The organism is Shewanella sp. SM32 (genome assembly GCF_025654235.1).
Classification (GTDB): domain Bacteria; phylum Pseudomonadota; class Gammaproteobacteria; order Enterobacterales; family Shewanellaceae; genus Shewanella; species Shewanella oncorhynchi.
The window spans coordinates 36,851-57,582 of the sequence record NZ_JAKKRO010000017.1 but is presented as its reverse complement, the minus strand read 5'-3'; the positions used below and the strand labels follow the sequence as shown (position 1 = coordinate 57,582).

At 46.6% G+C, this 20,732-nt stretch carries 21 protein-coding genes; 16 read left to right on the top strand and 5 right to left on the bottom strand.

From position 1 onward, the window contains the following. Positions 1-24 precede the first annotated feature (24 nt). From L5M10_RS09275 to L5M10_RS09265, 3 genes are all read left to right on the top strand, one after another. Positions 25-2,481: a toxin-antitoxin system YwqK family antitoxin gene (locus L5M10_RS09275; protein ID WP_263255186.1), complete on the top strand. Its 2,457-nt coding sequence runs from the start codon at positions 25-27 to the stop codon at positions 2,479-2,481. Positions 2,482-2,606: 125 nt separating this feature from the next. Next, a complete protein-coding gene (locus tag L5M10_RS09270) occupies positions 2,607-3,017 on the top strand; it encodes an acyl-CoA thioesterase (RefSeq protein ID WP_168826862.1) in 411 nt (136 codons plus the stop codon). 123 nt (positions 3,018-3,140) lie between these two features. Further along, on the top strand, positions 3,141-3,689 hold the full coding sequence (locus tag L5M10_RS09265) for an HPP family protein (protein ID WP_105250927.1): 549 nt from the start codon (positions 3,141-3,143) through the stop codon (positions 3,687-3,689). Here the strand turns inward: L5M10_RS09265 and L5M10_RS09260 are convergent. Beyond that, positions 3,686-3,952 (bottom strand): GNAT family N-acetyltransferase, encoded by a 267-nt coding sequence (locus L5M10_RS09260; RefSeq protein WP_173242495.1) that lies wholly within the window; start codon positions 3,950-3,952, stop codon positions 3,686-3,688. The genes L5M10_RS09265 and L5M10_RS09260 overlap by 4 nt on opposite strands. A gap of 61 nt (positions 3,953-4,013) precedes the next feature. Continuing rightward, on the bottom strand, positions 4,014-4,442 hold the full coding sequence (locus tag L5M10_RS09255) for an acyl-CoA thioesterase (RefSeq protein ID WP_173248526.1): 429 nt from the start codon (positions 4,440-4,442) through the stop codon (positions 4,014-4,016). Positions 4,443-4,636: 194 nt separating this feature from the next. Between L5M10_RS09255 and L5M10_RS09250 the strand changes: the two genes are divergently transcribed. The 6 genes from L5M10_RS09250 (at position 4,637) to L5M10_RS09225 (ending at position 8,376) form a co-directional block, all read left to right on the top strand. Next, positions 4,637-4,996, top strand: coding sequence for a MerR family transcriptional regulator (locus tag L5M10_RS09250; protein WP_105250930.1), 360 nt, complete (start codon positions 4,637-4,639; stop codon positions 4,994-4,996). Positions 4,997-5,063: 67 nt separating this feature from the next. Further along, positions 5,064-5,642 carry an NAD(P)H-dependent oxidoreductase gene (locus tag L5M10_RS09245; RefSeq protein WP_263142259.1) on the top strand — a complete coding sequence of 193 codons (579 nt, stop codon included), beginning with the start codon at positions 5,064-5,066 and terminating at the stop codon, positions 5,640-5,642. 24 nt (positions 5,643-5,666) lie between these two features. After that, positions 5,667-6,062 (top strand): GFA family protein, encoded by a 396-nt coding sequence (locus tag L5M10_RS09240; protein ID WP_263179440.1) that lies wholly within the window; start codon positions 5,667-5,669, stop codon positions 6,060-6,062. Positions 6,063-6,065: 3 nt separating this feature from the next. Next, positions 6,066-6,416 (top strand): MerR family transcriptional regulator, encoded by a 351-nt coding sequence (locus L5M10_RS09235; RefSeq protein WP_263197510.1) that lies wholly within the window; start codon positions 6,066-6,068, stop codon positions 6,414-6,416. Between the two features lie 212 nt (positions 6,417-6,628). Further along, positions 6,629-7,015, top strand: coding sequence for a carboxymuconolactone decarboxylase family protein (locus L5M10_RS09230; protein WP_263142254.1), 387 nt, complete (start codon positions 6,629-6,631; stop codon positions 7,013-7,015). Positions 7,016-7,284: 269 nt separating this feature from the next. Next, positions 7,285-8,376, top strand: a complete 1,092-nt coding sequence (locus L5M10_RS09225; protein WP_212601144.1) for a hypothetical protein — start codon at positions 7,285-7,287, stop codon at positions 8,374-8,376. A gap of 117 nt (positions 8,377-8,493) precedes the next feature. Here L5M10_RS09225 and mtnC read toward each other — a convergent pair whose 3' ends face one another. Then, positions 8,494-9,174, bottom strand: coding sequence for an acireductone synthase (mtnC, locus tag L5M10_RS09220; protein ID WP_105253037.1), 681 nt, complete (start codon positions 9,172-9,174; stop codon positions 8,494-8,496). Positions 9,175-9,555: 381 nt separating this feature from the next. Between mtnC and L5M10_RS09215 the strand changes: the two genes are divergently transcribed. After that, a complete protein-coding gene (locus L5M10_RS09215; RefSeq protein WP_105250936.1) occupies positions 9,556-9,987 on the top strand; it encodes a hypothetical protein in 432 nt (143 codons plus the stop codon). 7 nt (positions 9,988-9,994) lie between these two features. Here L5M10_RS09215 and L5M10_RS09210 read toward each other — a convergent pair whose 3' ends face one another. Next, positions 9,995-11,818, bottom strand: coding sequence for a glycerophosphodiester phosphodiesterase (locus L5M10_RS09210; protein WP_263255185.1), 1,824 nt, complete (start codon positions 11,816-11,818; stop codon positions 9,995-9,997). A 742-nt stretch (positions 11,819-12,560) separates the two neighbouring features. Between L5M10_RS09210 and L5M10_RS09205 the strand changes: the two genes are divergently transcribed. The 3 genes from L5M10_RS09205 (at position 12,561) to L5M10_RS09195 (ending at position 14,552) form a co-directional block, all read left to right on the top strand. Beyond that, positions 12,561-12,842, top strand: a complete 282-nt coding sequence (locus tag L5M10_RS09205) for a hypothetical protein (RefSeq protein ID WP_263255184.1) — start codon at positions 12,561-12,563, stop codon at positions 12,840-12,842. 404 nt (positions 12,843-13,246) lie between these two features. Further along, complete coding sequence (locus L5M10_RS09200; protein WP_113941237.1) at positions 13,247-13,807, top strand: MarR family winged helix-turn-helix transcriptional regulator; 561 nt, start codon at positions 13,247-13,249, stop codon at positions 13,805-13,807. Next, positions 13,800-14,552, top strand: coding sequence for a siderophore-interacting protein (locus tag L5M10_RS09195; protein ID WP_263255183.1), 753 nt, complete (start codon positions 13,800-13,802; stop codon positions 14,550-14,552). The genes L5M10_RS09200 and L5M10_RS09195 overlap by 8 nt, the downstream gene beginning before the upstream one ends. Positions 14,553-14,649: 97 nt before the next feature. Here L5M10_RS09195 and hutI read toward each other — a convergent pair whose 3' ends face one another. Next, entirely contained in the window at positions 14,650-15,876 is a 1,227-nt protein-coding gene (gene hutI / locus L5M10_RS09190; RefSeq protein WP_263255182.1) for an imidazolonepropionase, read from the bottom strand. Between the two features lie 173 nt (positions 15,877-16,049). Here hutI and hutC point away from each other — a divergent pair, with 173 nt between their 5' ends. The 3 genes from hutC to hutH all read left to right on the top strand — a co-directional run bounded on the left by hutC (position 16,050) and on the right by hutH (position 20,178). Then, on the top strand, positions 16,050-16,757 hold the full coding sequence (hutC, locus tag L5M10_RS09185; protein WP_212600830.1) for a histidine utilization repressor: 708 nt from the start codon (positions 16,050-16,052) through the stop codon (positions 16,755-16,757). Between the two features lie 159 nt (positions 16,758-16,916). Next, positions 16,917-18,584, top strand: a complete 1,668-nt coding sequence (gene hutU / locus L5M10_RS09180; protein ID WP_263164097.1) for a urocanate hydratase — start codon at positions 16,917-16,919, stop codon at positions 18,582-18,584. 52 nt (positions 18,585-18,636) lie between these two features. After that, complete coding sequence (gene hutH / locus L5M10_RS09175; protein WP_113941242.1) at positions 18,637-20,178, top strand: histidine ammonia-lyase; 1,542 nt, start codon at positions 18,637-18,639, stop codon at positions 20,176-20,178. The last annotated feature ends 554 nt before the right edge of the window (positions 20,179-20,732 follow it).

The window sequence follows — 20,732 nt, the reverse complement described above, 5'->3', positions numbered from 1 at the left end:
CGTCGGTATAAAAGGTGTAGTTAAATGGAACTTTCGATTCGTAGTTTATTCGCTGCAGTGAGTGCGGTGTTGTTATCTTCTTTAACTGTCATTCCTGCAGCTGACGCTGAGGATTACGACAAAATCGTCCATGGCCCAGTGGACTTGCCTAACGGGCAATGGCTCAATTTCTATCAAAAAGATCATAAAGTGTGGGGCGAAATGCTCTATGGCGATGCGCCCGGCGTGCGTCTTGATGATTATGGTTCTGCTGAAGTGGTTGCGGTTTTTTACCTCGATTTTGATAAAGGTGGCACCAAAGAAGTGGTTGTCATGCTTAAAGATGCCGATGGTCAGCATTTACGGGGCTATGGTTTTGAAGGGGATGATCTCACAAAACTTCCCCGTCTACAGGTTGTGCTCGATGAAGTCGCACCAACCTTAACCTCGTTTACCGTGGGTAGCGTTCGTAAAGTGTTAAGCCAAATTCCGCCGCAACAATATCGTATGACCTATGATGTTGACGCGATTGAAGATCCCGCCATTAAAGCGATTGTCGATGGTTCTACTAAGCTCAAGCCGACCTTAGTGGGTTATCGTAATTCCGAAGGTTCCCCCGTCGATGTGAAGACAGCCGTCGAATATAAATTACGTTATCCACTCACTCGTAAAGATAAAGATGCCCAAGGTAATGAGCATCAATATAGCCTTGTGACCACCTTTGATCGCAGTGGTTATAGCGAAGAAGACGGCAGTTTTGTATTGGTGAGCGTGGCCTTTGAGGCCGATGACTTTGATTGGCTTAAAAGTGGTGGTGCCGTGATCCCTAAAACTGGCCCATCCTACGATTTTATGAGTATGGGCATGGGGAGCACTTGGGCAGGGCTTGCCAGTGAAAGTCATTATGCCCAAGGCGTGCTCGATGGTCCGTATGCAGCCTACGATGGTCGCAATGGTAACGTGGTTTACTCTGGTAACTACAAACAGGGCAAAAAAGTCGGTAAGTGGATGGAGACAGAGAACCAAGCCATTTATTGGGAAGGCGAATATCTTGACGGTAAAAAGCAAGGTAAATGGATTGCACAGTCGATGTTCGATGAGGCCGATAGCTTTGGTTTTGCCCATTACAATCAGGATGTGCTCGACGGCCCCTACGAAGTCTATGAGCCCGATTATGACTCCAGTGCAGAAGGCGATAAGCGATTAGTGGCAAAAGGCATTTATCTTAATGGCGTAAAAGATGGCGAGTGGCTTGAGGCTGATGGCAGCAAAGGCCAATATCAAAAGGGTGTGAAGCAAGGCGCTTGGGTCGATAAAGTGACGAGCGGACATTTCCGTGATCAAGTTGGTGAAGGCGCCTATCTTGCAGGAAAACGCACTGGCCTTTGGGTATTTAAAGCCGAAGATGGGACTCGTACAGAAGTGAACTATGTCAATGGCTTACGTCAAGGAGAGTCTAAATCATTCGACAAAAATAATCTGATGTTTAATACCCGCCATTATGAACAAGGTCGCCTTAATGGTCAGAGTATTTGGTATTCAAGTCCGAATGTCGTGGTGGATATCGCTAACTACCGCCAAGGAGAGTTTGATGGTCAGCAAATGCGCTTTAATCCCCAGAATGGTGAGCTGACTGAACTCACGAGTTATAAATTCAATGAAGCGGTGACGCTTAAGCCTTCGCACGATGAATGTATTATGCGTGAGAATCCCTACTCAGATGATTGTGAAGGGGTGATTAATGGCAAAAATGAAGCAATTTCATCGATAAAACACGGTGAGCAGCGCGAATATCATAGCAGCGGCTCCCTGTATAAATTGGCTTATTACACCAATGGCGCTGTAGATAAAGAATATCAGTTTGATTCCAATGGCCGTTTATTAAATTTAAAAACGTACAAAGCGGGTAAGGAATACGGCCCAAGCATCAGTTATTCCACTGATGGTGGTTACTCACTCTCCCGATATGGTCACCAAGTGAATAACCGTGTCTCTGGCCCCCATTACAGTTTCTATCCTAATGGCCAATTAAGAAGCCTGTGGAACTACTGCCAGCAAGAAGGCGAAACCTGGAACGGTGAACCTTATTTCTGGGATAACGCCATTGCGCGCTGCGGTATACAGCGCGAGTACTTTGATAATGGTGCCGTGAGTTGTATTGAAGACCTCGATAGCAATTATGCCGTGGATAAAGTGTGTTACGACATGAATGGCAAGATAGCGAATGAAATGCTGCGTATCGATGAACAGCATGCGGTACACAAGCGCTACATTAACGGTGTCATCTATTCCGAAGAGCCGGGTTTTGCCGATTACTCACATATCACTAAGGGCCGTAAGATTTATCACTTAGAGAACCCAAAAACTCATGGGGTGTATAAGTCTTATAAAAATGGCAAGTTAGAATACGAGAAAATGTATGATATGGGTAAGGCTGGATGCCTTAAAAAGTACGATGCTAACGGCAAGCAAACCCCAGAAACGGCGAGTTGCCAGTTTTAAAATGCTGGTTTGGGCTAGTGGCTAGAACCTGTTTGGCTTAGGATAATGGATGAGTTTGGTGGTGTGGTTTCATTGCGATAATCACCACGCTCTTCCATTCATAAAATAATAAAAAGGAAGTTTGCATGTCAGCCACAGAATACAGTCTCGAAATCAATCCAAGATTTACTGAAACCGACGGCCTAGGTCATATCAACAACACTGTTATCCCCGTATGGTGTGAAGCGGCGCGCACGCCAATCTTTGAGATTTTTAATCCTGAGCTGGATTTACATCAGTGGAACTTAATCGTCGCGGGGTTTACCGTGGCATTTATCGCGCCGACTTACTATGGCAAGAGTGTCACAGTAAAAACCTATGTCAGCCGTATCGGTAATAGCAGCTTCGAGCTGACCCAAACCTGTTGGCAAGCGGGCAACAAGACCGCCGAAGTGAAAACCACACTCGTACATTACGATTACAGCAGTGAAAAAAGCCGCCCGATTCCTGAAGATATCCGCGAAATGCTCGCTAATCTGAATGGTGAAAGTGCTTAGTCTGCTTACTCTTTCGGTCAGCGTAATTGCAATTGCGCTGCTGAAGGGTTAATTTGTCGGCCCGCTAACTGTGATGCAGATCACTTGTCTGTATCGCTTAATTTTTATCGGTTCGGATTAACCATGAGATTCTATTTTACCCGCATGCGATCGAAGGACATTTGTCCACCAAGACAGCCACTTAAAAAGATTGTGTGGTCATGGATTGGGGCTTTCTGTGGCATTTACTTGGTCGCGAGTCTCGCAAATTATATGAGTGAAAACCTCGTCGACACTATGTTTGTCATTGGCTCGTTCGGCGCGTCGGCTGTGCTAGTGTACGGTGCACCGCTGGCGGAGTTTTCTCAACCGCGTAACTTGATTGGTGGCAGTGTGTTATCGGCCTTAATTGGGGTCGCAGTGTACCAAGTGTGTGGCGATTATGTGGTGCTGGCGAGCGCCTTAGCGGTATCCCTGTCTATCGCATTCATGTACCTGACTCGCACTCTTCATCCTCCAGGCGGCGCAACGGCATTGATTGCCGTGATTGGCGGTGAAAACGTGCATCAACTCGGCTTTCTTTACGCGTTAATGCCAGTGTTCCTCGGCTCAGTATTACTCTTACTGGTCGCGCTGGTGGTCAATAACCTCTCCACCGATCCCAAGCGCCATTACCCTGTTTATTGGATTTAGTTTTTCAAAAACTTCTGTACATACCAGCAGCTGGCTTTGATAGTAAAGTCTTGGCCTTTGGCCCACTTTAAGCCGTGGCGCACTAAGCGTTCGGCAAGGCCTTTACCGCGCAGCTCGTTGGGGACAAAGGTGCGGCTGAAATCAATATCCTTGCCTGATAATCGGTATTCCAATACGGCTTCATAGCCGTCGACAGGGATAATAAAACGCTGTCTATCCTGTTGATGTTCAATGGCGATCTCGATATTTTCGTTATCTGACATACATGCTTCCCTCAAGGTATGGCCTAAAGTGTGCTGGCAATTCGTTATCGATTTGAATAGCTTAAGCGACTTCGTGCTGTTTGAGAATCGCCAGCAGTTCTGCCGGTAACTCGGCTTTTTTGCCCGTTTTAAAGTTAAACATCACCGCGACTGAAGTACCTAACGTCGTTACTGCCTGCTGCTGTTTACTAAAAGCCTGATAATGCATGGTAAATCTATCGCTGTGAATATCGCTAATACTGACACTTACCAATAAAGTATCGGGGAAAGTCACTGGGCGTTTATAGCGAGCCTGATTTTCGCTGATTACGGGGCCAATGCCGGATTTATACAGGGTATCTAGCGGGAAGAGGCGATTGAAAAAGTCGATACGTGCCGTTTCAAAATAGCGGAAATACACCACATTATTTACGTGTTGCAGGGCATCCATTTCGCCCCATGCAACGGGGATTTCTGTGACTATGGGGTGCTGTGCGAGAAACTTTTCCATTGCCTGTTCTTGTACACCTTCTTGCAACTGTTGTTTAAATCCCATGATAAAAATCCCAAGTTAAAACGCTCGTTTAAGCGGCCAGACTAGCAGCATAAGATTGCTGCGACAAGTCTTGGCCTAAGCTGATACTGTGGCTGATAATGGCAAGCAATGCAGATATGAGTAATGTCTTTAAAGGGGTAGGTTGAGCTATGTATATTGGACAAGCGGCAAAGCAAACAGGGCTGTCGATAAAAGCGATTCGCTTATATGAGGAGTGGGGGCTTATCGACACTCCCGCACGTCAGGGGCGTTATCGCATTTATAGTGCGGCGGATATTAGGCTATTGTTGCTGATCAAAGAGGCCAAAGCCCTCGGTATTAAGCTTGTCCAACTAAAAGATTTACTCGAACAAGGCGATAAGCATGCTCAGTTAGCCACAGTGCAGGCTTTTTTGTTGGGTATAAAAGCAGATTTTTTACGCCAGATAAGTGAGTTAGAACATAAAGTCACTCAGTTAGATGCCTGTATTGATGGGCTCACCTCCTGTGAATCGCAGCTGTTACCTTAGGTCTTGACTCTCCCCTTAGGGGCAGAGTTTATGCTATTTGTCACATTGACTGTTATGGAGTTTCATCGTGGCAAAAAAGATTTTAGTGATCTGTGGTAATCCTAAGGCGCAGAGTTTTTGTGAGCATCTGGCTGAAACCTATGCCCAAGCGGCGGCAGATAAACACTCAGTGAGAATCGTCAAACTAGCTGAGCTGAATTTTGACCCGAATCTGAGCTATGGTTATCGTCAACCTCAGCCACTCGAAGCCGATTTGCAGACGTTTCAAGCGAATATCCAGTGGGCGGAGCATGTGGTGATTGTCACCCCGATTTGGTGGGGCGGTATTCCTGCTAAGTTTAAAGGCTTAATCGATAGGACATTTTTATCTGGGTTTGCATTTAAATATGAGAAAGGTAAATTGATACCCGCTAAGTTGCTGCGCCATAAAACCTCGCGAATTATCATGACTATGGACACGCCGCCTTGGTATTACAAGTGGTTTCAAGGCGCTCCCGCGCTCAAACAGCTTGATACCGCCACCTTAGTATTTAGTGGTTTTAAGCGGGCTAAGTCCAATATGTTGGGGCCAGTGATGAGTGCTAAGGAGCCGCAATTGCAACAATGGCGAGCGTTGGTGCAGCGGCTTGGGAATTTAGGTTTATAGAATCTAGCGAGACAAGGAGTGGGTGTGATTAAACAAGTAGGCAATACTATTATTCAGCCAAAACACAGAGCGTCCTGCCATTGTGGTGCCGTGGTATTGGAGTTGTCATTGCCTAATGGCATCGAAAATCCACGCCGTTGCGATTGCTCTATCTGTCGCCGTAAGGGCGCAATGGTTGGCTCTGTGCCGCTGGCGGGGATTAAGATCCTCAAGGGTGAGGATGCGCTGAAACTCTATGAATTCAATACCAAAACTGCCAAACACTACTTCTGCTCTATCTGCGGTATTTACACCCATCACCAGCGGCGTTCCAATCCCCATGAGTATGGTTACAACATTGGTTGCCTCGAAGGGGTTAACCCATTCGATCTCGAAAATGTGCCCACGAATGATGGTGTTAACCATCCTGCGGATCGTTAGACTATGAACATAGGTCAGTTTGCTGCACTCACTGGACTGTCGGCGCATACGCTCAGGTATTACGAGAAAATTGGCTTACTGCAGTCTGTCGTGCGAAATGGCAGCGGGCATCGTGATTATGCGGCGAAAGAAGCGGAATGGATTGGGTTTATCAATCGCTTAAAAGAAACGGGCATGCCGTTAAAGCAGATATTGACCTATGCCGAGTTGCGTGTCCAAGGCGATGTAACCGCTGGCCAGCGACAGCAGTTGCTCGAGCAACATGCAACACAATTGGCTGAGCGTATTCGCCAAGAGCAGGAGCATTTGGCTGCCCTTAAGCAAAAAATTCACTATTACCAAACTCATTTTTAGTGGCTAAGCTCTGTCGCTAACATTTGTGGTTAAATGCTAAAAAGCTAATAGTATTTACTTTTCTATTTGCTTGCGCCTCTAGTCGGCGAGTTAAACAGAGGGTTAGTTTTACTGATCCGCATTGCCTGTGTCATCCATCAATGAACCATTGACTTAGAGTTAACTCTAAGGTTTAGGCTGCTTGCTGTGATTTAATCCAACAGGAGCTAAAAATGAGTAATCAAAGATATGTGCAGGGCCTCGCTAAACTGACTGAAATCGACGGTGAGGCGGGGGAGAAAGTCATCCGCAGTCTTGCCGATATTTGCCCTGACTTAGGCAAGTACATTATTGAATATCCTTTTGGGGATATTTATCAGCGTGAAGGGCTCGACCTTAAGACGCGGGAGCTAGTGACAGTTGCCGCACTCACGGCGCTAGGGCATTGCCAGCCACAGTTAAACGTACATATTAATGGCGCATTGAATGTGGGTTGTACGCCGCAGGAAATTGTTGAGGTGATATTGCAAATGTCGGTTTATGCTGGCTTTCCTGCTGCACTTAATGGCATGTTTGTCGCTAAAACCGTATTTTCTGAGCGGGAATTAAGCGTCGTTTAGTTAGTCCTGAGTCAGGTTTATCGATTTGCAAAAGTGACCATAAGGCCGCTTTGATTTCCTCTCTCAAGTTCATTTTAGTTGGATTTAAACGGGCGATGGGGTGTTGCAGAGCTTTCATTCGACTCTAAACAGAACGTTCGACTTTGGCTAGAGATAGCCAAAGTGACCAATATACCGAGATTGAGTGGCACAGTTGCCAACACTGTGCTTTGCACATTACAGTGGCAAATGTTGCCCGTCTTACTATTTCAATGGAATGTAAAATAATAATGAATTTAATCGGTTACATTGGGTCGGCTCGCCAATACTTGCGAAAGCTCAGCTTACCATCACTGAGTGAAATCCGTTTAGGTTTGGGCAAATTTTGGCGCTGTCTTATCCAAGGGGTGGCTAAGTTATCCTTTGCGCAAAAGCTGTATCTTATTGCTTTGATATTGGCTTTTAGTAGCGAGTTAATGGGGTTGGTCGCTGTGATTGCCGTAATCGCTATGGCTATCGAGTTTTGGCCTGTGTTTGAGCGGGTTTGGCACAGTTTGGCGGGCAAAGCTGTGTTGTTGTTGTTTTATGCGATGATTGCCAACTTTGCTTTGGGCTGGTCTGGCGCGATAGTTAACGAAGTGGTTGGGGTCTCAGCAAGCGATCTCAATTACACCCATAACTTAGCGATTTTACTCTATATGCCCGCTTGGTTTTTGATGGTAAGCGCTATCGTGCTGCTGGCATTGCAGTTGATTATTCCTATCTATTTAATATTGATCTTTTTGCTTAAACCTTTAGGTGTCAAATCGTTACGGCTTACCTCGCATACTTCATTCCGTAAAACGACTTTTTTGATCCGTATCGTGCTAGCGACTGTGGTTTTGTATCACTTGAGCCTGTTAATTGATTTAGAGACTCGCATTGAAACCTCGTTTGGCAACTTTATTACCTCTCCCCAAGAAGCCGCTAAGCATGCGCCTCGCGAGCCTAAATCGGGACGGTTGCCGGATGCGACCGATGTGCTGACGGTACCGATTGTAGAGCTAACTCAGACTGCTCTTGACTCTGAAAGCGATAAATCGAGCAAGGCTGAGAATAGTAATGATGACAGCGAGCTGGAAGAGGAAGATCGCAAAAAGGCCTACGCCTCAGTGCGAACTCAATATCAGTACTTAGTGCGGCAATGGCTAGCTACGTTCGCATTTTCACTTGAAGCCAATGGCCGCTCGCGTTGTAAAAAGCCTGCCGAGTCGAATGTGATTGAATTAAATGATTACGAGATTTTGTTGATCACACCCGATAAGAATGCGGATTATGGTTATCGTTTTGAGGTGGAAAAATGTATCTCGGCCGCGTTTCCGCTGGCGGTGAAGGGCAATTGAGTCAATTAATAAAAAAGCGACCACAAGGTCGCTTTCGTTTTATCGGCTAAATCAGCTTGAGCTGACTGAGTCGACTATCGTGTTATTCAACAACCATCACGTTATTCAATAATCGCATTATTCAATCAGCAGCTCATCGAAGCTGCTGATTTTGCGGAACTCGCCAGTGCGTTGCTTGCTGTCGCGAACCATTTGGCAGGTCATCATACCCGCAGCGTCGGCAGCCTTTAATTCTTCAATGACATCAGACACAAACAGCACTTGTTTGGGGCTTAAGCTGATGGTGTTGAGGATATTGCAGTAAGCCTGCTTATCTAATTTGTTGCCCGTGCGGGTGTCGAAATGGCCGTTAAACATTTCAGTTAAATCGCCGCCGTCACTGTGGCCGAACAACAGTTTTTGCGCGTCGACAGAGCCGGATGAAAAGCTGTAAATACGCAGGTTTTGTGCGCTAAAACGTTTCACCGCTTCAATAAAGTCCGGGAAGATATGGCCCTTAAATTCACCGTGGGCATAGCCTTGTTTCCAAATTAACCCTTGTAAGGTTTTAAGTGGCGTAGCTTTACGGTCTTCGTTGACCCACTGTTGCAGTATCTCAGTTACACGCGCTAAGTCAGCCTCAGGCTCTAGGGCGATATCTTTAGTGTCACAAATACAGTTTTCAACCAATACATTGTGTTGGTTCTGTTCTAAAAAGTCTGGCAAGGCTTTGACAGAATAGGGGAATAGTACATCTTGGATAAAGTTTAGGTCTGTCGTGGTGCCTGCTGTGTCTACGACTATGGCTCTGATACCCATAATGTTTTGATACTCCACAATATGTTGGCTAAAAAATGCAACTCCGATCCTAAGCGTTATTGGTGAAATTGGCTAGTCTATTTCACCCAAACACATGGGCAAATTGTGGGTGATATCACTAAGCGATAAGATTGAAATTTGATTAATCTAGTAATTTTAAAAGCTTATCTACTGATTATCCGAGAAAACACTAACTTGATACTGGATTTCATCTCGTTTATTGCGCACAAGTTTGTGGTAGACATAAGACTATGGTCTTAATAGCTAAGGGAAATTTAGGCTGCTATTGTAGTTAATGTCTCTTTACTCCTTTATACCTTGCCTGCTGTGGTTTTCGGGAGACGAGATAGCATATTTCACCTGTGAATAGAGAGACCTTACATGAAATATTTACCCGCACTTGGCTTTGGTATCTTATTAGCCTTATTGAGTTTTATCAGTTTCTCATTAGTCGCGAGCGCGGGTTATATGTTGGACATGTTGAGTGTGGTGCCTCACATCTCGCATAACAGTGTGGAGTATCTTTTGTTGGCGGCTCATGATGCGAGTTTGCTGATATTGCTTGCAGGTTTAGTGCTTTATGCTTACCACAGGATCTTTCCTAAACTTCCCTTCGATTGGTTTACCGCTGTGCTTATCCAAATGCCCCTTGGCTTGGCGGTACTGGTATTAGATGGTTTTACTTTAAACCTGTTTTCATTCAAAGGTTTTGCACTAACGTTGACCACTTTAGCCGCTTCATTTGGGGTGTTAAGCCTCTTTTGGTTGCTCCAACGCAGAGCTAAGCGCTTCGAGGCGAGGTTGAGTAAATAAGCAGAATTTACAGAACATAGCGTAGGCGCAGTGCCGTTTGTTCAACAGGGGATAACGCGAGCCACTGTTCTCGGATTTCCACGGCCTCCTGCGGATAGTCGGTAATGAGCACATCGGCTCCCAGCGCCAACATGCGCAGCATTTGCCGTGGATTATTTACTGTCCATACATGCACTTGCTTACCTCCTTTGTGTGCACGGGCGATAAATTTTTCGTTAGTAATCGATTGATTGACCGCTAAGAATTGTGTATTCGCCTTAATGGGATCGCCAATGGATTGAGTGACGATAAGGCCAGTGTGAATGGAAGGGTCGAGTCGTTGCACTTCTTCAATGGCTCTTGCTTCGAGCGACGTAATCACCACTTGTTGTGTCATTTTCTCTTGTTGCAATAAGGCGACAACGGCCTGCGCTAAGCTGGGATCGGCTTGATTATATTTAAGCTCAATGTTCAAACCGATTTTGTTGCGTGCCTCATTAAGCATCTCTAGTAGTGTTGGTACGGATTCCCCTGCAAAGGTGGCACTGTGCCAACTCCCCGCATCAAGTTGTTGCATTTCACTCGCACTGAGGTTGGCAACTCGTCTTGGATCGCCCGCTATGCGCATCAAATCAGCATCGTGCAATACCATTAAGGTGCCATCGGATGCCGTTTGCACATCGATTTCGGCATAATCCGCCTTTTCTGCAATCGCTAAACGCAAAGCCGCAAGGGTATTTTCTGGTGCCCTAGCTGCGCCAGCACGGTGGGCAGTAATCAGGATGTCATCCCTTTGTGGTTCACTATTGAGGGCATATACCCCTAATCCCAACATGATTAAAAAAGTGCCGATCAACACCCCGCTTATTGTATAAAGTGACAGTTCAGACGTTCTTTTTACCGTTTGTCGCCCAAGGCGTTCTAACCCTGCGGGTTTTTCTCCCAGCTGACGGTATAACAGCAATATGATAAAGGCTTCGCCAAACATTCCGAGTAAGGACCATGCCGCACTGAGCATAAAAATCAGTGCAGAGACGAGGGCCAATATGGCTAATTCTGCCGAAAGTGTCAGCGTAACCCTATCAAGTAAAGTATCGGCTCCCCAGGAGATCAGCAGTATTAAGGGATACACCAAAGCACCTATCCTCAACCACCAACCCGCAGCGTGCCACATAATCGGGCGTTCATTGCCTGCGCTTAATTGCCAACTGCGTTTGAGTGCCGTCAAAGCATCGGTCGTTTCACTCACAATAATCGTCAGTGAAAAGGCCGCTTTGGCCCACAGATATAAGGCAACAAGGACATAGATTATAGCTAAGAAGGCCATACTCGTTAAGGCGAGATACCAGTCTATAGGCTTAAAATACAAGTAGTAATTGATGTCGTGTCCCTGTAGAAACACGCTAAAAATCAGATATCCTAACCCGATAAAAGGTACGCTGAGCAGCAATAAGCAAGCCGCATAAATGCCACCAAGGCGAATAAATACGGGTAAGCGCGCAGTTGCGAAAATTAGCGCTCGCACTGGGCCAATGGGAATATCGTATAACCCAGATGCTGCGAGAATCGTGACTCCAGCACGTTGGGTAAAAAACACGGTAAAGCTGCTGAATAGAGTAATGACCATAAACAGCAAGCCATAGGGAGACATGGCAAAGGCGATTAAGTCGTAATTGGTGATGGTGACATTGCCCGTTTTGGCAATCAGATGGCGCAGTAGCCAGCCAAAAGACGGGACGATAATACCCGCCGACACTAAGGTGAATAACAGTTCAAATTCAATGAGTTTTCTACCGCAGCGACGAATGGCTTTAAGCGTGTCATGCCAGTAACTGTGTTCAGGATTGAGCATGCAGCTTCCTTAATCGTGCGAGTTTAGGACTGTAATTTAGCAGGGTTTCAGGTTGACGGTTAGTCATTCGTGTAATGTTTTGAGCTGATGAGTCAGTTGTTATTATCCATAACGCAATAAATACACTGATTATTTCAAGTTTCCGAGCAGCGCCTATGTCGGGTCGTTTGTCATTGAGCTTTCTTCAAAGTGTAATAATAGATAGCTCGTTAAGTTGGTTCACTCGATTTAGTATCGTCGCCAATTTTATTGGTATCGCAATCTTTCACTATTTTAACCATTGGGTTGGGTATATTCGGCTGTGAGTGTGCTGATGGTGATACCTTCTATCCTATTCTTATGTTGAGTCGACATTATAAATAAATTACTTATCCCAGAAGCGCACAATATCGCAGATTAAGCCTTGTCTATGTTTTGTTGCTTATTCAATATTTTGATTTTTTGTGGATAAAAATCAAAATATTGAGATGTAAACTTGGTGATTAATCTAGGTAAGACCTGCGTATACATGTTTGCCTCGTTAAAATCCGTGAATCAGATTTACCTCGTCTGGTTTACATACTAAAATTTCACGCAATTTACCCGTGTCAAAGGGATTGCGTTGGTAACAGTCGTTCTTTTATGTCGTTCTACATGATAAGAATTTGCTTATAAATAAAAGAGTAGTAATAAATTGTCTTATAAAAAATTTAATGCATTTTTGAACGCAAACATGCGGACCTTTGAAATGGTTGGTGTTCTAATGCGCATATTTAGTTTCTCACTTGTCAGTTGGCTTGGCCCTGAAAGTCCTTTTATGTTTGTATGGATTTTCAACACGATAGATGCTGTTTTGCTAACATGGTGTGCCGCTTTACGCAAAGATGCCGCTTACACGTTACTCAATGGTTTTTGGTTTTTGGATTTTGATTGGTATTGTAGGGATCGCAAGAGCTGGCGGATTGATTCACTAAGTTTTCTGGTTCATGTCAGTGAATCACTCTACCCCAGACTGATTCATCACATCGCCCAAAAATGCCCTTAAGCCCTGTTATCGGGTATTGGAGGGCATTTTTTTACCCTAAAATGAATTACATACTTAAGAACTGATTCAAGCCATCTTGATGACGCCACATTATCAACATAACGAGTTTGTGATGGCGGCGCAGTTTCCTGTAACTCAAATTGCATAAGGCTAATGGCTAAATTAGGTCGTCAATATGCGACGGAGTTGATGAGATGAAGCACTGGCATGTAAGTGACCGTTCGTGACAGGGATGTCACGGTCGAGCCCTCAAGGATGAGTTTATGGCGCGTCACTGGAAAGCCAGTGCTTAATCATTTTCTGATTATTTGCACATTGCCGCACACTCAGTACAGGGTTGCTTAGTTGACACAATCAACTAATCTCGATATTGTTGATACAGTCAACTATATCGAGAGCTTTCTATGTCGTCATTGTCACTCAGTGAAACTTTGCACAGATTAGTGCATGCCTACAAAAAGCAATTGCGTAGCGATATTGCTGCACAAGAGATTGATTTACCTGTCACTCATATCCGTGCCTTGAAGGGTGTGTGTCGTAATCCTGAATCAACGGCCCAGTCTATCGCCCTGCGTATGCAGCGGGATAAAGCACAAATTACCCGTGTTCTTAATGAGCTACAGCAGAGTGGGTTGATCACTAAAATCGATAACCCTAAGGATGGCCGCAGCCAGTTGCTGCGACCCACGGCTGAGGGGGAAAAGATCATGACTCAGATCAATGCCTCAGAACGTAAAACCGTGGCGCGCATGACGCAGGCGCTCAGTTCAGACGAAGTTGATACTTTTATTAAACTTGCCAATAGGATCAGTAAAAGTGTGGATGATGCCGCTGCCGCCAAAAGTGAAACTGATTGCCTTACTCAAAAAAGACCATCTAGTAAGCCAAAAGATACGGCTGGAAAAGGAGCCATTGAGTTGCGCTTAACGGCAGAAAACGCAATAGGAGAAAATCATAATGAATAAACCTGCACCACGTGAGCTAGAAGTGATCCGCTCGACTTATATCACTCCGCATATGTTACGCATCACCTTAGGCGGTGCGGGATTGGCTGGATTTCCTGTCGATCAAGAGAGTGCCTATATCAAGTTGTTATTCCCACAAGCGGGTGAGCGTCCATTAATGCGAACTTACACTATCCGCCAGCAACGCGATGATGAAATCGATGTGGATTTTGTGCTGCACGATACTGACGGCCCCGCATCGAGTTGGGCGAAAACGGTGCAGGTGGGCGAACTCATTCAAATTGGCGGACCTGGACTTAAAAAACTGATCAACTTTGAGGCGGATTGGTTTTTACTCGCAGGTGATATGACAGCCTTACCCGCAATTAGCGTGAATCTGGCAAAATTGCCAAACAATGCAGTAGGTTACGCTGTGGTAGAAGTGCTAAGTGAAGCAGATATTCAACCTTTAGTGCATCCTGAACGCGTCGAGCTGCATTGGGTGATCAATCCTGAAGCCGATCCCGAAGGTCGCCCTTTGGTCGAGCGAATTGCCCAATTACCTTGGCTTGCTGGCGAGCCCGCCGTATGGATTGCCTGTGAATTTAATAGCATGCGCGCGTTAAGAAGGCATTTTAAGCAAGCGCATTCATTGCTTAAGAGCCATTTTTATACCTCGAGCTATTGGAAAATAGGTTGTAACGAAGGTGAGCATAAACTGGTAAAACAAGAAGATGAGCAGTTAGAAAATGGGGCCAGTGTTTAAATTCAGATAAGGTCGCCAAGTTTGATTGAGCGACCTTATCTAACCTTTCGCTTATGCCGTTTTTGCTGCTGATGCACCTATTATTGATGCACTTAGGCTACTGGTGAACTAGCTTGCCATTCTTCACCACATCTTTGCAGGGATTGACGCCGTAGGAATAGGCTAATTGCGCAGGCGTGGCGATATCCCACAGACAAAAATCGGCTTGTTTGCCAACGACTAAACTGCCAACCGTGTCTTCAATTCCTAGTGCTTTGGCGGCATTTAAGGTGAGTCCTGTTAGGGCTTCTTCTGGTGTTAAGCGGAACAAGGTGCAGCCCATATTCAGCATTAACAGGGTTGAGCAAATGGGGGATGAACCTGGGTTGAAATCGCTGGCGAGCACCATAGGTACGCCGTATTGGCGCAGTAAATCGATAGGTGGTTTTTGGGTTTCCCGCAAAAAGTAAAACGCGCCTGGTAACAGTACGGCGCAGGTGCCGCTTTCACTTAAGGCTTTTACGCCTGCATCATCTAAATATTCGATATGATCCACAGACTTAGCACCAAGACGTGCGGCCAGTGCGCTGCCACCCATATTAGTTAACTGCTCGGCATGGAGCTTAATCTCTAAGCCCGCCGCTTTGGCTGCGCTGAGTACCCGTTCGGTTTGCTCAAGGTTAAAGGCGATATTCTCGCAGAACACATCCACCGCATCGGCAAGATTTTCGGCGATCACTGCGGGTAGCATCTTATTGATAATTAAGTCGACATAGCCGTCGCTATTGTCTTTATATTCTGGCGGAATTGCATGGGCGCCAAGGAATGTGGTCTTCACATCTACATGGTGATGCTTGCCGAGCTCGCGGGCGACACGCAGGATTTTCAATTCAGTTTCAGTATCTAAGCCGTAACCCGATTTGATCTCAACCGTAGTCACTCCTTCTTTGGCCAGCGCGTTTAAACGCTGACGGCCGAGTTCAAATAATTCTGCTTCATCCGCTTCGCGGCAAGCTTTAACGGTTGAAATAATGCCGCCACCTGCACGAGCAATTTCTTCGTAACTGGCGCCCTGTAGGCGTAACTCAAATTCATTGGCGCGATTACCGGCAAAGATTAAGTGGGTGTGGGCGTCAATTAATCCTGGGGTGATCCAACCGCCTTTGCCCCTGTAAACGGGAATTGACAAAACATCGAAGGCGGGCAGTTCGCTGCGGGGGCCAAGCCAAGCAATTTTGCCATCTTTTACTGCGATGGCCGCGTTGGTGATCGCACCATAAGGTGCTGATACGGAAGGGTCCATTGTGGCTAAGTTAACGTCTATCCAAACCTGATCCCAAGACATGTATTCCCCTCGCTGTGCTGGCAGATGTTAACCAAGTGATTAACGGTTTATTAAATTTATGTGAGCTGGCTTGTATTTACTTGTATATACAAGCTAGGATTGTAGCCGCAATTTTGAACGTTTGAAAGAGTGAATAGTACCTAGATTCTAGCGCTTTATATTGAGGAAATGTTTTGGCTACACCTAAGTTCGCAGAAATTAAGCAATACATTATCTCCTCTATCGAGTCGGGTGAGTGGGAAGAGCATGCTCGTGTGCCTTCTGAGAATCAGCTTGCCGATTTGTTTACATGCAGCCGAATGACGGCGCGACGTGCGCTAACCGAGCTGACGGATAGCGGTGTGCTTGAGCGTTCTCAAGGGCTAGGTACCTTCGTCGCTGGGTGTAAATCCCAGTCGTCTATGTTGGCGATCCGCAATATTGCCGATGAGATAAAAGACCGCGGCCACGGCTATAGCGTGCAGCAATGGGTGTTAGAGCAAGTCGCGGCGAGTACGAGTATCGCAATTTCCCTTGGACTTGAGCACGGTGCGACAGTATTCCATTCGATCTTAGTGCATTGCGAGCAGGGCTTACCGTTGCAAGTCGAAGAGCGTTATGTGAATCCCGAGTTGGTGCCCGATTATTTATTGCAGGATTTTACCCAGCAGACACCCCACGAATATTTGTCCCAAGTGGCACCGCTGACCGAGGCGCATCACACGATTGAAGCGATTATCGCCAGTGAAGCATTACAGCAAAGGCTCGAAATCCCCGCCACTGAGCCCTGTTTACAGATTTTACGCCGCACTTGGTCACGCCAAGGCGTCGTGAGTTTCGCAAAATTAGTTCACCCAGGTAGCCGTTTTAAACTCGGCGGCCACTTAACCTTTAGCAAGTAACGTTAGGTGCAGATTTAAATCAGTAACCTTAACAGCTTTACCCTATTAGATTATTTCGACAAATAGATAGATAAAAACACAATAAAAACAATAGTGCTAACCCGTATTAGCGACTTAGCGAATACGAGTTAGCACCACAGGTTGAAAGAGGAAAATTCAATGGATAAGCGCCACGACCCAAGCCGCCGTATTATTGCACCGCATGGCACACAATTAAGCTGTAAGAGTTGGCTCACAGAAGCGCCAATGCGCATGTTAATGAATAACTTACATCCCGATGTCGCCGAGCGCCCAGAAGACTTAGTCGTCTACGGCGGTATCGGCCGCGCCGCCCGCGATTGGGATTGTTATGACAAAATTATCGAAATCTTACAACGCCTCGAAGACGACGAAACCTTATTAGTGCAATCGGGCAAACCTGTGGGCGTATTTCGCACCCATGCTGATGCACCGCGCGTGCTGATTGCTAACTCAAACCTAGTGCCACATTGGGCGAACTGGGAACATTTCAACGAGTTAGACAAGCTAGGTTTAGCCATGTACGGTCAGATGACGGCTGGTTCTTGGATCTATATCGGCACTCAAGGCATAGTCCAAGGCACTTACGAGACCTTTGTGTCGGTCGCAAAACAGCACTTTGAGGGTGTCTCCAAAGGCAAATGGATCCTCACTGGCGGGCTAGGTGGCATGGGCGGCGCGCAAACGCTGGCGGGCACTATGGCTGGCTTCTCGGTGTTAGCCTGTGAAGTCGACGAGACCCGCATCGATTTCCGCCTGCGTACTCGTTATGTTGACAAAAAAGCCACTTCGCTCGATGAAGCATTAGCCATGATTGAAGCGGCGAACCAAGCTGGTAAGCCAGTATCAGTGGGCTTATTAGCGAATGCCGCCGATGTGTTTGCTGAATTAGTTAAACGCGGCGTTACCCCAGATGTGGTGACCGACCAAACCTCTGCACACGACCCATTAAACGGTTATCTGCCGCAGGGGTGGACTATGGCTGAGGTTGCGGCCATGCGTAAAACTGATGAAGCGGGCGTAGTGAAAGCGGCGAAAGCCTCGATGGCGGTGCAAGTACAAGCCATGCTCGACCTGCAAACCGCGGGTGCAGCCACGCTCGATTACGGTAACAACATTCGCCAAATGGCGTTTGAAATGGGTGTTGAAAATGCCTTCGATTTCCCAGGTTTTGTACCTGCTTATATTCGCCCACTGTTCTGTGAAGGCATTGGCCCGTTCCGCTGGGTGGCGTTATCTGGCGATCCCGAAGATATCTACAAAACCGACGCTAAAGTCAAAGAACTGATCCCAGATAATCCACACCTGCACAATTGGTTAGACATGGCGCGCGAACGTATTGCCTTCCAAGGTCTGCCTGCGCGTATTTGCTGGGTGGGCTTAAAAGATCGCGCTCGCTTGGCGTTAGCTTTCAACGAAATGGTTAAAAACGGTGAGTTGTCGGCGCCCGTGGTAATCGGTCGCGACCACTTAGATTCTGGCTCAGTGGCCAGCCCGAACCGGGAAACCGAATCTATGCTGGACGGCTCAGATGCGGTATCCGATTGGCCATTGCTGAACGCACTACTCAACACCGCTAGCGGTGCAACTTGGGTGTCTTTGCACCACGGCGGCGGCGTCGGCATGGGCTTTAGCCAACATTCGGGTGTGGTGATTGTGTGTGACGGCACAGATGCGGCGGCAAAACGGGTTGGCCGTGTGCTGTGGAATGACCCAGCGACAGGCGTGATGCGCCATGCTGATGCGGGCTACGAGATTGCGAAAAACTGCGCCAAGGAGCAGGGCCTCGATTTACCTATGCAAGACTAGCCGATGCTAACGACTCAATAACAATAATAACTAAAAGCTTGGAGCTAAAAATATGAAATCTGTGAATCACTTAGTGTTAACGCCGGGCAGCTTGAGCCTAGCGCAATTGCGCGAAATCAGCCGTCATAAGTTGACACTGGAACTCGCACCTGAGGCCATTACTGATATCAACACCAGTGCGCAAATCGTGCAAAAAGTGTTGGATGAAGGCCGCACCGTTTACGGCATCAACACGGGCTTTGGCTTGTTGGCCAATACCAAGATAGCGCCCGAAGATCTGCAATTGCTGCAACGTTCTATCGTGTTGTCACATGCCGCTGGCACGGGGCAATACATGCAAGATGCCACAGTGCGCTTGATGATGGTGTTAAAAATCAACTCGTTAAGCCGTGGTTTTTCAGGCATTCGTTTAGAAGTTATTAACTTCTTAATCAGTTTAGTGAACGCCGAAGTGTATCCCTGCGTTCCAGAAAAAGGTTCAGTCGGCGCCTCGGGTGACTTAGCGCCACTGGCACACATGTGTTTGCCTATGCTGGGTGAAGGCGAAATGAGCTATCGAGGCGAGTTAATTTCCGCCGCCGAAGGTTTAGAAATCGCCGGCCTTAAGCCAATCGACTTAGCGGCGAAAGAAGGGTTGGCCCTGTTGAACGGCACACAAGCGTCGACTGCGCTGGCGCTGGAAGGGTTATTCCACGCCGAAGACTTGTTCGCAGCAAGTTCAGTGATCGGTGCCATGAGCGTCGAAGCGGCTATGGGCAGCCGTAGCCCGTTCGATCCTCGCATCCATGCGGCGCGTGGTCAGAAAGGTCAAATCGATTCGGCCATGGTCTTCCGTCATCTACTGGGTGAAGAGTCTGAGATAAGCCTAAGTCACGCTAATTGTGAAAAGGTGCAAGATCCTTACTCACTGCGCTGTCAGCCACAGGTGCTGGGGGCTTGCTTGACCCAAATTCGTCACGCGGCTGATGTGTTAGGCACCGAGGCCAATGGCGTAACCGATAATCCACTGGTGTTCCAAGACACGGGCGATATCATTTCGGGCGGTAACTTCCACGCAGAACCCGTGGCTATGGCGGCGGATAATCTGGCGATTGCGATTGCTGAACTGGGCTCTATTGCCGAGCGTCGTATCGCGCTATTGATCGATTCTAGCCTGTCAAAATTGCCGCCTTTCCTGGTGAAAAATGGCGGGGTGAACTCGGGCTTTATGATCGCCCAAGTAACGGCGGCGGCATTGGCGTCTGAGAACAAAACCTACGCTCATCCGGCATCAGTTGACAGCTTGCCAACATCGGCTAACCAAGAAGACCATGTTTCTATGGCGACCTTTGCGGCCCGCCGCTTGCGCGATATGAGCGAAAATACCCGTGGTGTACTGGCAATTGAATTGTTAGCGGCGGCTCAGGGTTTAGATTTCCGCGCGCCTTTAGCCCCAAGTGTCGCAGTAGCTAAGGCTAAAGCCGAATTACGTGAAGTCGTCGCTTATTACGATAAAGACAGATACTTCGCGCCAGATATCGAAGCCGCGACAGATTTGTTGTATACAGCGAGCTTTAACACTTATCTGCCAGCAGGAACGCTAGCCAGCTTTTAGGCGTTTGTTTTAGTTTAATGGCTGAACAGGTGTTTACTCCGCGGGAATAGGCTGCACTGAGGCGCTTTTGTTATCGCGCCCAGATTTTGCGCCTCAATGCGCTAAAAATAAGCGTTAAAAGGCAAAATTTAAGGTGCAGGCAGATTGCTTGTACCTTTTTCTTTGGTTTTTATCTGCTTTTCCTCGATCTTTGTCTTTGCCATTTTGGTGTGTTTAACACCGCAGACTCTGCACTTTTTGCCCTAATCTTTACATTGTCAGTTTTTGTGGCTGTCTATCCATCTAGAAACCGTTACCTTTGTGTTTTTATCCGCCATCATTATGCATATTTGAATGCATATAATCATTTTTAATAACCATAACTCTATGATGTGGGACAATATGGGGTTGTCATGTTGGACAAATTGTCTTTTGTGGTTTATTAGTTTTTAATTCCTTAAATTGTGCTTTTATTATCATTTGTTGGTCTTTGGTGCTTTATTTGAAATGTTTTTTGGAGTTAAGTTCTGTGGTTGTTTATTTGAGATCTTGATCTCATGTCATTATTTGTTATC